Raw genomic sequence first — 11,838 nt, 5'->3', positions numbered from 1 at the left:
GCCGGGCCGGTGGGCCCGGTGGCGGGCGGCGGCCGGCCAGCGCATGGATCTTCGGTACGAGCTGCTCGCGCACAGCCGCAATGGACTCCGCGATCGACCCGACGTTGCTCGGCTTCGTCACGTAGTCGGTGGCGCCGGCGGACAGCGCCTCCAGCGTCGCGCTCGCCCCGGCGGCCGACAGCGTGCTGAACATGATCACCGGCAGCTGCTTGTGCCGCTTGCGCAGCTCCCGCACGGCTTCGATGCCGTTCATCTGCGGCATCTCGATGTCCATGGTGACCGCGTCCGGCTTGAGCTGGTCGATCTTCGCCTGGGCCAGCAGGCCGTTGGCGGCGGTGCCGACCACCTCGATGCCGGGCGCGCCGGTCAGCGAGTCCACGATGAGCCGGCGGACGACCACGGAGTCGTCGACGACCAGGACTTTGATCATGAAGTCACCGCGCCCTTCACCCGAGCCACGCCGGGCCGAGCGCCGCGACCACCGGCGCGAGCAGCCGGTGAGCCGTGGCGGTGTCCAGCAGGTCCCGGACCACGAGGGCCTGCACCGCGCCGCTGAGCATGTTCCAGACCCCGCCCGCGCGATCGGCCAGCGGAATCGCCGCCGTGTCGATGGCCTGCACGAGCAGCATCTGGGCGGCTGCGGCGGTCCGGACCCGGTCGGACAGGTACGCCGCCCAGGACGCCGAGTGCACCGCCGGGGACCACCCGCCGGCGTTGCGCCGGGCGTCCTCCGCGGACTGCAACAGCCGGGCCAGGTCGTTCGCCCGGATCGAGCGCAGCCGATCCAGCAGGGCCGACACCGCGTAGTGGTGCGGGCCCAGGTCGATCGGCTTGCCCGCGGGCAGCTTGCGCAGCGCGGCCACCCAGCCGGCGCCGAGCATCCGGCGGGTCGAGTCGTCCAGCACCTCCCGCAGATAGCTGGCCACGGCCGCGTCGCAGAGCAGGGCCGTCGCCGAGGCGGCGTCCTCGCTCTGCTTGGCGTCGCGCCCGGCGCCCTGCCAGGTCCAGGCCATCACGTCGTAGCGCAGGCAGGTGAGCAGCGAATCCACCGACCCGATCGGAGCCCGCTCGACCAGCGCCAGGGAACTGGCCGGGTCGTCGGCCTTGAGACCCTTGAGCGTCGGCATCTTGCGGGCCGCACTCTCCACCTCGACCCAGAGCGGCCCGCGGACACCCTCGTCGGGCAGCCGCTCGGCCAGCACCGGCAGGTCCCCGACGCTGAGGCGCAGGGCGCGCAGCAGCACCTCGGCGGTCGCCGACCCGCCACCGAGGCGGGTCAGGTCGAAGCCGAGGACGGGGGCGCTGACGAGGCTGTACATCAGGTGGTGGCTCGATAGGTGTCGACGGCCTGGTTCACGTCCAGGGCCAGCATGAGCCGTCCGTCCATCTTGAAGGTGCCGGTGACCAGCTCCCGGGTCGGGCCGCTGAGCGTGTCCGGCGGCCCTTCGAAGGCCTCGTCGTCGAGGTCGACGACCTCGCCGATGCGGTCCACGAGCAGGCTGACCGGCTCGCCGTCGCCGCGCAGGATCACGTTCATCACCGGACCCTGCATGGCCTGGCGGACCAGGCCGAGCTGCACCCGCAGGTCGACCGCGGCGATCACCTGGCCGCGCAGGTTGAACAGGCCGCCGACGGCCGGCGGAGCCAGCGGTACGGGGGTGTACTCGTTGTAGGAGAGCACCTCCTGCACCGTGTGCACCTCGACCCCGAACAGCTGGTCGGCCACCTCGAAGGTGGCGAACTGACGACTCGCCATGTCAGGCCTCCACCAGCATCTCGTCGGTCACCTCGGTGTAGAAGTTCGGATCGGCGGCCAGGATGGCCCGCCGCACGTCCAGCAGCTCGGTCACCCGTTGCTGGATGACCGCGGTGCCGACCAGGCCGTCCTCCTCCGCCTCGCGGCGCGCCGTCGTGGAGTTCTCCGCGATGTCGACGATCCGGTCGACGACCAGCGCGACACTGCGCTCGCCCTCGCTGTAGACGACCACGGACACGGTGTCGCCCTCCTCCACCTCGCTGTACGCCCCGAGCAGATGCGACAGGCGCACGAGCGGCAGGATCTGGCCCCGGTACTGCACGACCTCGCGGGAACCGGCGTGCTCGATGCGGTCCCTCGGGAACTCCTCGAGCCGGGTGACCGCGTCCAGCGGGATCGCCACCCGGCGTTCCCCGACCGCCGTGACCAGCAGGCGCTCGCCGTTGGCGGGTCCGCCGCTGGCCCGCGACGTGCCGACCAGGTTCTCCCGGTCCGACTCGGCGGTCAGGTGCGAGCGCCGGGCCAGCGAGGAGACGTCGAGGATCAGGCCGACCTTGCCGTCGCCCAGGATGGTGGCGCCGGCGTACAGGCCGATGTCCTTGAACCGGCTGTTGAGCGCCTTGACCACCACTTCCTCGGTGTTCAGGACGCGGTCCACGACCAGGCCGAAGCGGCGGCCGTCGGCGTGCAGCACCATGATGTAGACACCCTGGTCACCGCCGACGTCGAGGCCCAGCGCCCGGTCCAGGCGGACCAGCGGGAGCAGCTTGCCGCGCAGCCGGTAGACGGGCGCACCGGAGGCGTACTCGATCTTCGTGGACTGGCCGTCGATGAAGACCAGCTCCAGCACCGCGACCTGGGGCACCACGTAACGCTGATCGCCGCAGTCCACGGTCAGCGCCTGGATGATCGCCAGGGTCAGCGGGATGGTGAGGCGCCAGACCGTACCCTCGCCCAGCGTCGAGTCGACGCTGACCGCGCCGCCGATCCGCTCGATGTTGGTCTTGACGACGTCCATGCCGACCCCGCGGCCGGACACGTTGGTCACCTTGGCGGCGGTGGAGAAGCCGGGCTGGAAGACCATCGCCATGATCTCGCGCTTGTCCATCGTGGCGATCTGCTCGGCGCGCAGCAGACCCTTCTCGACGGCCTTGGCGGCGATCCGGTCGACGTCCATGCCGGCGCCGTCGTCGGCCACGTCGACGGCGACGTGCCCGCCCTCGTGGTACGCCCGCAGCGTCAGCGTGCCCACGGCGGGCTTGCCCGCGGCGACCCGCTTGTCGGCCTCCTCGATGCCGTGGTCCACCGCGTTGCGCACCAGGTGCGTCAGCGGGTCCTTGACGGCCTCGAGCAGGCTGCGGTCGAGCTCGGTCTCCTTGCCCTCCATCACCAGCTCGACCTGCTTGCCGAGCGACTGGCTGAGGTCCCGGATGACCCGGGGCAGCTTGGACCAGATGTGCTCGATGGGCTGCATCCGGGTCTTCATGATGCCCTCTTGCAGCTCACTGGTGATCATCCCGAGCCGCTGGGCGCTGCGCACCAGACCGGAGTCGCCGGTCTCCATCACGCCGCGGACCAGCTGGTTACGGGCCAGCACCAGCTCACCGACCAGGTTCATCAGGCCGTCCAGCAGATCCACGTCGACCCGGATCGCGCTGTCCGCGACGCTGCGCTTCGGGGCCTGCTGCTGCAGCGCCTCGTTGACCGCGGCGGGCTGGGCCTTGCCCTCCTCCAGCAGGATCGCGCCGAGCTTGCGCTCGTCGCCCTCGAGCTGCTGCTGCAACGCGGAGCCGACGTCGCTGGGCGCCGCGGCGCCGGACTCGACGAGCATCTCGCCGAGCGGCTTCCGCTGCCCCTCCACGGGCTCGGGCGCCGCACGCACCGGCTTCTCCTCCAGCGGCTCCGGCTCCTCGGCGGGCTCGGCGGCCGCGGCGGGCTCCGCCGGTGCGGCGGCCTCGGGCGCGTTCATCTGGGCGTGTACGGCGGTGATGATGCTGTCGACGTCGACGTCGCCCTCGTTGCCGTCCTGCTCGATGGCCTCCAGCAGCGACCGGACCCCGTCGATCGTGGCCAGCAGGGTCGTGATCGTGGTGGGCGTGACCGGCTGGACCCCGTCCCGCAGCCGCGAGAGCAGTGACTCGCCGGCGTGGGCGAGGGTCTCGAGCCGGCTGAAGGCCAGGAATCCACTCGTTCCCTTGATCGTGTGGATGGCCCGGAAGATGCGTGAGATCAGATCACGCGATCCCGGTTCCTGTTCGAGGGCGACGAGATCCCGGTCGATCTGATCCAGGTTCTCGTGGCTCTCCATCAGGAATTCGCCGACGATCTCGCCAAGGTCTTCCACGGACTACCTCCTGCTCGGTTCCCATGCTGCTCATCGACCTCTGGGCTCCTCACCTGAGGACACCCGGACTGCTACCGCTGGGGGCTCAGCTGTCACCACCCGGCCGCCGATAGCGGTAACCGAAGCCGCGCACGGATTCGATCGGGGAATCCTCGGGGTCCGTCCAGCCGAGCTTGCGGCGCAGCCGCAGGACCGCGAACTTGACCCGTTCCTGGCCGATGCCGGTCGGGTCGTCCCAGGCCTGGGTCAGCAGCTGGTTCGGGCTCAGCACCGCGCCCGCGTGCCGGACCAGCGCGTTGAGCAGCCGGAACTCGGTCGGAGTGAGGCGCTTCTCGTCGCCCTTGACGTAGACCCGGCGTTTGGTCGGGTCCAGGTGCACCAGGCCGTCGTCGTAGATCTGGCTGGCCCAGCTGTTCTGTGCGCCGTTCGAGCGGCGCAGCAGGGCCTCGACCCGGGCGAGGAGCTCGTTGTTGGCGAACGGCTTGGTGAGGTAGTCGTCGGCGCCGCCGCGCAGCCCGCGTACCTTCTCGGCCTCCTGGCCGTGCGCGGTCAGCACCAGCACCGGGACGTCCGAGACGTCCCGCAGCCGTTCGAGCACCTGCCAGCCGTCCATCTCCGGCAGGCCGACGTCGAGCACGACCAGGTCGGGGTGCTCGGCGTAGGCCTCCTTCAGACCGGTACGGCCGTCACCGGCGTGCGCCACCTCGTAGCCGGCCCGGCTGAACAGCAGCCGCAGGGCCAGCGCGATGTCCGGGTCGTCCTCGACCACGAGCAGCCTGCTCATGCTCCCACCACCATGACCCCCCAACGCTGCGTCGCCAGACGCGGCTGCCCGGGCCGGCACGGCACATGCCCGACATCGGTCAGCGTCTTGCTTGCGTCCCCCGCGACCGCGGGCGACGAAGATGAAATGTCCAAAACCACGATAGCGTGACGTGTCGGCTCATATACGGAAAGTTATAGTTCAGCGTGCGCTTCCGCTTCCGGGGCCGATCGGTGGACAACCGATGAGCCCTGCTCCCGCCCCCGCGACCCCGACCTTGTCGGGCGGCGCGCTCCAGCCCCGCTTCCTCACCGTCATCTCGCACGAGCTGCGGACGCCGCTCACCACCATCGCCTCGTTCACCGAGAGCCTCGACACCGACGACCTGGCCCCGGCCGAACGCTCGGTGGCGCTGGCCGCCGTACGGCGCAACACCGACCGGATGCTCACCCTGGTCGAGGACCTGATGCTGGTGACCCGGCTGCAGACCGGGGACCTGGAACTGCGGCCGGTCCGGGTGGACCCCGGCGCGCTGATCCGCGAGGCCGCCGAACTGCTGGCCAGCCGGGAGCCGTACACCGCGGCGACGGTGCGGGCGGGCACCGGGCCGGCGTTGTCGGCGGACGCCTCGCTGCTGCGGGACCTCTTCTATGCGGTGGTCGGCACAGTGGCCAGCGGGGCCGCCGACCGGTCGGCCACGGTCAGCGCCGAGGCCGGGGCCGAGGGCTGGACCGTGCACGTCACCGCGCGGCAGGCCGAGCAGCTCACCGACGAGCACCTGATGGCCGGGATGCTGGCCACTCCGGAGCCGCCGCACCGGCGGCGCAGCACCGCCGTCTGGATGCTGCTGGCGGAGGCCATCGCGGCCCGGCACGGCGGCTCGGTCCGGCTGACCTTCGCCCCGGAAACGGGCGCCGGTGCCGAGATCGGGCTTCCGCTGACCATCCCCTCAGACTGACACAGACCTCGCACCGGCCGCCCGGAAACGGTCAAAGAAGGGACGTACCTCCAAAAAGCCGGTCCGATTACGATGCCGGGCGACAGGCGCCCGGCCGTGGACCGGGAGGCAGCACCTTGTTGGAATCCGTACGTCGTCTCGCCCTTGTCGCGGCCGCGCCGATCGCCCTGCTCGGGCTGACCGCCGCGCCGGCGCACGCCGTGGCCACGGTCCCCGCGACCGGCCCGGCGCGGACCGCCCCGACGACCTCGCAGGTTCTCGGGGCCGAGGTGGTCACGCTCACCAACGAGGAACGGGCCCGGTACGGGTGCCCGGCGCTCACCGTGGACGAGGAACTGACCGTCGCGTCCGTACGGCAAAGCCACTACATGGCGGCCACCGGGGACTTCGGCCACTTCGGCTGGCGCGGCTCGACCTTCCTGACCCGGTCGCGGGCGGCCGGCTACCACGCCGTGGCGGCCGAGAACGTGGCCTACGGCTTCTCCAGCTCGGCCGAGGTGATGGCCGCCTGGATGGCCAGCCCGCCGCACCGCCGCAACATCCTCAACTGCGACGTGAAGTCGTTCGGCGCCGGCGTGCAGCAGGCTGTGAACGGCACCTACTACTGGACGCAGGTCTTCGGCTGGCGCTGAGCCGTCAGAGCGAGCAGTTGATCAGGACCGGTTCGGGATGCAGGACGACACCGAACCGGTCCCGTACGCCGTCCCGGATCTCGCGGGCCAGCTCCAGCAGCGCCGTCGTGGTGCCGCCGCCGCGGTGGGTCAGGGCCAGGGTGTGCTTCGAGGAGATGGCCACCGTGCTGCCGCCGTACCCCTTGGCGAAGCCGGCCTTCTCGATCAGCCAGGCCGCCGGCACCTTGACCGTGCCGTTCGGGGCCGGCCAGCTCGGCGGCTCGCCCGCGTCGACCAGCCGGTCCTGCACCCGGGCCCACTCCGCGGCGGACAGCACCGGGTTGGTGAAGAACGAGCCCACCGAGCGGGTGTCCGGATCCTCCGGGTCGAGCACCATGCCCTTGCCGGCGCGCAGCTTCAGCACGGTCTCCCGGACCCGCGCGGCACTGACCCGCTCACCGACCTCGACCCCCAGGTGCCGGGCGAGCTCGGCGTAGCGGATCGGCGCCGACTCCGCCGACTCGGCCAGCCGGAAGTCGACGTCGAGGACCAGCCAGCGGTCGCTGTGCTTGAAAATGCTCGACCTGTACGCGAAACCGCACTCCGGCAGCGACAGCACCCGCATCTCGTCCTCGTGCCGGTCGTAGACGTGCACCGCCTCGATGGTGTGCGCGACCTCCTGGCCGTACGCCCCCACGTTCTGGATCGGCGTCGCGCCGGCCGAGCCCGGGATGCCGGAGAGCGCCTCCAGGCCGGACATCCCCCGTTCGAGGGTGTCGGCGACGAGGTCGTCCCAGGGCTCACCGGCGGCCACCCGGACCAGCGCGCCGCGGTCGTCCCGGTCGATCAGCCGGACGCCCCGGGTGCGCAGCAGCAGCACGGTCCCGGGGAACCCGTCGTCGGAGATCACCACATTGCTCCCGCCCGCGAGCACCAGGACCGGTTGCCCCTTTCGGGCAGCACCCCGTACGGTTGACACCGCTTCGTCCGGTTCGGACACCACGGTCAACGTGCTTGCCGGACCGCCGAGGCGTAGCGTCGTGTACGCCCCCAGCGAACTGGCATGCGCAGCGGATGCGTCGGTTGGGTGGTCAGCACTAACGTCAGGCACGACGTTCACCCTAGGCCGCGGGCCCGGGGTGGGAACCGGTGGACCTCCTCGAGCGGGAGAAGGCTGATGAACAGGCTGCACGCGACCAAGGACTTCTGGCTCGCCGCCCTGCGCGCGGACGGGCCGGCTTTCCAGGACGCCGTCACCGAGACGGGTCCCGACGCCGTCGTGCCCTCGTGTCCCGGCTGGACGGTCGCCGATCTCACCGAGCACCTCACCGTGCTGCTGCACTGGGTGCGTGAGCTGACCCCGCGCGGCGTGGTCGACCGGCCCGCCGACCGGGTCGTCCCCGAGCCGCGGCCCCCGTGGCCCGAGGCCCTCGACGGCCTGCGCCGGGAGCTGACCGGCACGATCGAGACCCTCGACGCGCTCGACCCGGACTTCCCCAGCTGGACCTGGCCGGCCCAGGCCCGCAAGGCCGGCTTCTGGCAGCGCCGGATCGCCCACGAGGTCTCGGTGCACCGCTGGGACGCCGAGTCCGCGGCCGGCCGGGCCACCCCGATCGAGACCAAGCTCGCCGCCGACGGGGTCAACGAGGTGCTCGACACCTGGCTGCCCGCCGGCCGCCGCAAGGGCCCGACCGACCTGCACGGCGTCGTGCACCTGGTGGCCACCGACGCCAGTTACGAGTGGTTCGTCCGGCTCCGCGGCGCGGGCATCGCGCTGCTCGACACCGGCACCATCCTCGACAGCGACGACCACCACGCGCGGGCCGAGGCCAGCGGCACGGCCAGCGACCTGCTGCTGGCCCTGATGGGCCGGATCGATCCGGACAATCTGGTCGTCACCGGTGACCGGCGCCTGTTCAGCGCATTGCAGGCCGGTTGAGCATCTCGTCCCCCGAACGGGATTCCGCAACTTTCGGATGGCTCCCGGTAAGGTGAATGGCTCTACGCTGTACCGGTTAAGGGCGACCGCTTCCGGTCGCCCGTCATAGTCCCGCCGCTGATCAGACCGGTCGGCGCGGCCCGGCACGGCAGCGGCGGATCACGCAGGGAGCGGTGAAGGATGACGGCAACCGTCTCGGTGGAATCGAGCGACGATCCGCTGGCATCAGGGGTACGGTTCCCGGACGGCTTCGTCTGGGGCGCCGCAACGGCGTCGTACCAGATCGAAGGCGCGGTGAACGAGGACGGGCGGGGCCCGTCCATCTGGGACACGTTCAGTCGCGAGCCCGGCCGGGTGCACGCCGGGCACACCGGCGACGTGGCCTGCGACCACTACCACCGGTATGTCGAGGACGTCGCGCTGATGGCCGACCTGGGCCTGGCCTCGTACCGGTACTCGATCGCCTGGCCGCGCATCCAGCCCGACGGCACCGGCCCGGTCAACACCCGGGGCCTGGACTTCTACGACCGGCTGACCGACGAGCTGATCGGCAAGGGCATCGACCCGGTGGTCACGCTCTACCACTGGGACCTGCCGCAGAGCCTGCAGGACCGGGGCGGCTGGACCGTCCGGGACACCGCCGAGGCCTTCGCCGACTACGCCCAGATCATGCACGCCCGGCTCGGCGACCGGGTCCGCACCTGGACCACGCTGAACGAGCCGTGGTGCTCGGCCTACCTGGGCTACGCCAGCGGCGTCCACGCTCCCGGCATCCGGGACGCGGCGTCGGCGTTCAAGGCGGTGCACCACCTGCTGCTCGGCCACGGCCTGGCCGCGCGGGCGCTGCGGGAGGCCGGCGCGCAGAGCGTCAGCATCACCCTCAACCCGTCGGCCGTCTTCCCGCTGGACGAGAACAACCCGGGCGACGTCGACGCCGCCCGGATCGTGGACGGCCTGAGCAACCGGATCTTCCTCGACCCGCTGCTGCGCGGCCGGTATCCGGACGACATGCGCGAGCACATGGCCCGCTTCACCGACCTGAGCTTCATCCGCGAGGGTGACGAGGCGATCATCAACGCGCCGATCGACGTGCTCGGGATCAACTTCTACACCCCGTCGTACGTCTCGGCCAAGCCCGGCCAGCCGGCCTCGCCCGACGCACCCGGCACCGAGGGCATCGCCTTCCGCAAGCCGGTCGGCCCGATCACCGACATCGGCTGGCAGATCGAGCCGGCCGCGCTGACCCGGCTGCTGGACCGGATCCACCGGGACTACCCCGGTACGCCCATGATGATCACCGAGAACGGCGCCGCGTACCCGGACGGCCCGGCCGAGGACGGGCAGATCCACGACACCAACCGGATCGAATATTTCGACGGGCACCTGCGCGCCTGCCTCGATGCCATTTCCCACGGCGTTGACCTTCGGGGATACTTCGCCTGGTCGTTGATGGACAATTTCGAATGGGCCGAGGGGTACGCCAAGCGGTTCGGCATCGTGCACGTGGACTACACCACGCAGCGCCGGGTGCCCAAGGACAGCGCACGGTGGTACCAGGAGGTGATCCGGCGGAACGGTCTCACCGACCAGGGCCGGATCGGGGAGTGAGCTGATGGTGACGCGGGAGCGACCGACCCTCGAGGCGGTGGCGAGGCGCGCCGGCGTCTCGAGGGCGACCGTCTCCCGCGTCGTCAACGGGTCGACCACGGTCGCCGTGGCGATCCGCGAGGCAGTGCACCAGGCCGTCGCGGAGCTGGGCTACGTGCCCAATCAGGCTGCCCGCAGCCTGGTCACGCAGCGCACCGAGTCGATCGCGCTGATCCTGCCGGAGACCGCCAACCGGGTCTTCTCCGACGACCTGTTCTTCCCCGCGGTGATCCGCGGGGTGAGCATGGAACTGGACGCGGCGGACAAACAGCTCGTGCTGATGATGGCGGGCTCGGCCGCCAGCCACGACCGGGTCGAGCGGTACGCGATGGCCGGCCACGTCGACGGCGTCATGTTCGCCTCGATGCACGGCGCCGATCCGCTGCCCGGCGCCCTGGCCCGGCTCGGCATCCCGGTGGTGTGCAGCGGGCGCCCGATGACCCCGGCCGAGCTGCCGGTCCCCTACGTCGACGTGGACCACGTCGGCGGCGTGGGCCAGGCCGTACGCCACCTGATCAGCACCGGCCACCGCCGGATCGCCACCGTCGCCGGGCCGCAGGACATGATCGCCGGCGTCGACCGGCTCACCGGCTACCAGGACACCCTGCGCGCCGCCGGGCTGACCGAGCACGTGGCCTTCGGCGACTTCACCCGCGACTCCGGGCTGCGCGCGATGCGCCGGCTGCTCGCCGAGGATCCGCAGCTCGACGCGGTGTTCGTGGCGTCGGACATGATGGCCCACGGCGCGTTGCAGGCGCTCAAGGACGCCGGCCGGCGGGTGCCGGCGGACGTGGCGGTGGTCGGCTTCGACGACTTCGAGATCAGCCGGCTCAGCGACCCGCCGCTGACCACGGTCCGCCAGCCGATCGTCGACATGGGCCGCACGATGGCCCGGCAGATGCTCGGCCTGGTCAACGACAAGCCGGACGTCCCGGACGCCGTGGTGCTGCCCACCGAGCTGGTGGTGCGCGCCTCGGCCTGAGGGTGCTCAGCCCTCGATCGGCAGGCCCAGCACCTTGCGGGAGAGCAGCGTGCCCCCGACGACCGCCGCCGGCATCAGCAGCACGGCGCCGAGCGGGATCAGGAAGCAGGCGAAGACCGCGACGCCGAAGCCCAGCGCCGTCGCCCGGTCGCCGCGCAGGGCCGCCCGGCGGTGCCGCAGCCGCCGCCCGCGCCGCTGGAACGGGACCCCGGTCAGCTCCACGGCCAGCAGCCAGCCGGCGACCGCCCCGCCGACCACCGGGACGACGGTCTGGCCGACCACCGGGATGAAACCGGCCGCGAACAACGGGATGCCGAAGAGCACCGACAGGCCGATCAGGCGCAGCGAGTCGACCAGGCTCCGGGCCAGCGAACGGCCCAGCGACACCTCGACCTCGTCCGGCACGCCCCCGAAGCGGTCCTCGACCATCCCGGAGATCTTCTCGTAGAACGGGTCGCCGATCAGCAGCGTGACCGCGGTGAAGGTGAGCACGCCGATCAGGCCGCTGAGCCCGATCAGGGCCGCGCCCGCGACGATCCGGAGCACGTCCCGCCCGGCGGCCGACCAGTCGTCGGCGAACCAGGTGACCCCGGCCGCCAGGTCGTCGATGAAGACGATGAGGGTGATCAGCAGGGCCGCGTACAGCACGCCGGAGATCACCGCGGGCAGCAGGCCGAGGCCGAGCATCCGCGGATTGCGCAGGACCAGGCCGAGACCCCGGGCCAGCAGGCCGGCCCCGGTGGCGAACCGGCGTACGGCGCCGCCGGTCGCCGCGGCGCCGCGGCGGGGCGCGGACGGGAGGTGTGATTCAAGCACGTTGCGGGAGCTGAGGACGGGG

At 71.6% G+C, this 11,838-nt stretch carries 12 protein-coding genes; 5 read left to right on the top strand and 7 right to left on the bottom strand.

Features of this window, described 5'->3' with window-relative positions; all coding sequences use genetic code 11:
- The 5 genes from AB0C29_RS15185 to AB0C29_RS15165 form a co-directional block, all read right to left on the bottom strand.
- A partial coding sequence (locus AB0C29_RS15185; protein ID WP_360820505.1) for a response regulator occupies positions 1–430 on the bottom strand: 430 nt, incomplete at its 3' end.
- A gap of 16 nt (positions 431–446) precedes the next feature.
- Positions 447–1,319 (bottom strand): hypothetical protein, encoded by an 873-nt coding sequence (locus AB0C29_RS15180; protein ID WP_360545795.1) that lies wholly within the window; start codon positions 1,317–1,319, stop codon positions 447–449.
- Positions 1,319–1,756 carry a chemotaxis protein CheW gene (locus AB0C29_RS15175; protein ID WP_125812421.1) on the bottom strand — a complete coding sequence of 146 codons (438 nt, stop codon included), beginning with the start codon at positions 1,754–1,756 and terminating at the stop codon, positions 1,319–1,321. Before AB0C29_RS15175 ends, AB0C29_RS15180 begins: the two co-directional genes overlap by 1 nt.
- A gap of 1 nt (position 1,757) precedes the next feature.
- Positions 1,758–4,100, bottom strand: coding sequence for a chemotaxis protein CheA (locus AB0C29_RS15170; RefSeq protein WP_360820502.1), 2,343 nt, complete (start codon positions 4,098–4,100; stop codon positions 1,758–1,760).
- An 85-nt stretch (positions 4,101–4,185) separates the two neighbouring features.
- Positions 4,186–4,884 (bottom strand): response regulator transcription factor, encoded by a 699-nt coding sequence (locus AB0C29_RS15165; protein ID WP_360545800.1) that lies wholly within the window; start codon positions 4,882–4,884, stop codon positions 4,186–4,188.
- 223 nt (positions 4,885–5,107) lie between these two features.
- On the opposite strand from AB0C29_RS15165, the gene AB0C29_RS15160 reads away from it, so the two are divergent.
- Complete coding sequence (locus tag AB0C29_RS15160; RefSeq protein ID WP_360820499.1) at positions 5,108–5,821, top strand: HAMP domain-containing sensor histidine kinase; 714 nt, start codon at positions 5,108–5,110, stop codon at positions 5,819–5,821.
- 116 nt (positions 5,822–5,937) lie between these two features.
- Complete coding sequence (locus AB0C29_RS15155; protein WP_360820496.1) at positions 5,938–6,453, top strand: CAP domain-containing protein; 516 nt, start codon at positions 5,938–5,940, stop codon at positions 6,451–6,453.
- A gap of 4 nt (positions 6,454–6,457) precedes the next feature.
- Here AB0C29_RS15155 and AB0C29_RS15150 read toward each other — a convergent pair whose 3' ends face one another.
- On the bottom strand, positions 6,458–7,543 hold the full coding sequence (locus AB0C29_RS15150) for a UDP-N-acetylmuramate dehydrogenase (RefSeq protein ID WP_360820493.1): 1,086 nt from the start codon (positions 7,541–7,543) through the stop codon (positions 6,458–6,460).
- A gap of 66 nt (positions 7,544–7,609) precedes the next feature.
- Here AB0C29_RS15150 and AB0C29_RS15145 point away from each other — a divergent pair, with 66 nt between their 5' ends.
- The 3 genes from AB0C29_RS15145 to AB0C29_RS15135 all read left to right on the top strand — a co-directional run bounded on the left by AB0C29_RS15145 (position 7,610) and on the right by AB0C29_RS15135 (position 11,000).
- Complete coding sequence (locus AB0C29_RS15145; RefSeq protein ID WP_360545808.1) at positions 7,610–8,371, top strand: maleylpyruvate isomerase family mycothiol-dependent enzyme; 762 nt, start codon at positions 7,610–7,612, stop codon at positions 8,369–8,371.
- A gap of 180 nt (positions 8,372–8,551) precedes the next feature.
- Entirely contained in the window at positions 8,552–9,979 is a 1,428-nt protein-coding gene (locus tag AB0C29_RS15140; RefSeq protein WP_360820490.1) for a GH1 family beta-glucosidase, read from the top strand.
- A gap of 4 nt (positions 9,980–9,983) precedes the next feature.
- The gene (locus tag AB0C29_RS15135) at positions 9,984–11,000 is read left to right on the top strand and encodes a LacI family DNA-binding transcriptional regulator (protein WP_360820487.1); all 1,017 of its coding nucleotides are present in this window, start codon (positions 9,984–9,986) and stop codon (positions 10,998–11,000) included.
- A gap of 6 nt (positions 11,001–11,006) precedes the next feature.
- On the opposite strand, the gene AB0C29_RS15130 is transcribed toward AB0C29_RS15135, so the two are convergent.
- The gene (locus AB0C29_RS15130; protein ID WP_360820508.1) at positions 11,007–11,816 is read right to left on the bottom strand and encodes an EI24 domain-containing protein; all 810 of its coding nucleotides are present in this window, start codon (positions 11,814–11,816) and stop codon (positions 11,007–11,009) included.
- Between the last annotated feature and the right edge of the window lie 22 nt (positions 11,817–11,838).

It is taken from the genome of Actinoplanes sp. NPDC048791 (genome assembly GCF_040650095.1).
Classification (GTDB): domain Bacteria; phylum Actinomycetota; class Actinomycetes; order Mycobacteriales; family Micromonosporaceae; genus Actinoplanes.
Note: the sequence above shows the minus strand (reverse complement) of the source record. Positions and strands in the feature narration are given on the sequence as shown.

What these genes read in the sequence shown, in the direction of transcription:
- AB0C29_RS15160 (WP_360820499.1), top strand. Translation starts at nt 5,108, where the DNA reads ATGAGCCCTGCTCCCGCCCCCGCGACCCCGACCTTGTCGGGCGGCGCG.
- AB0C29_RS15180 (WP_360545795.1), bottom strand. Translation starts at nt 1,319, where the DNA reads ATGTACAGCCTCGTCAGCGCCCCCGTCCTCGGCTTCGACCTGACCCGC.
- AB0C29_RS15145 (WP_360545808.1), top strand. Translation starts at nt 7,610, where the DNA reads ATGAACAGGCTGCACGCGACCAAGGACTTCTGGCTCGCCGCCCTGCGC.
- AB0C29_RS15165 (WP_360545800.1), bottom strand. Translation starts at nt 4,884, where the DNA reads ATGAGCAGGCTGCTCGTGGTCGAGGACGACCCGGACATCGCGCTGGCC.
- AB0C29_RS15175 (WP_125812421.1), bottom strand. Translation starts at nt 1,756, where the DNA reads ATGGCGAGTCGTCAGTTCGCCACCTTCGAGGTGGCCGACCAGCTGTTC.
- AB0C29_RS15135 (WP_360820487.1), top strand. Translation starts at nt 9,984, where the DNA reads ATGGTGACGCGGGAGCGACCGACCCTCGAGGCGGTGGCGAGGCGCGCC.
- AB0C29_RS15140 (WP_360820490.1), top strand. Translation starts at nt 8,552, where the DNA reads ATGACGGCAACCGTCTCGGTGGAATCGAGCGACGATCCGCTGGCATCA.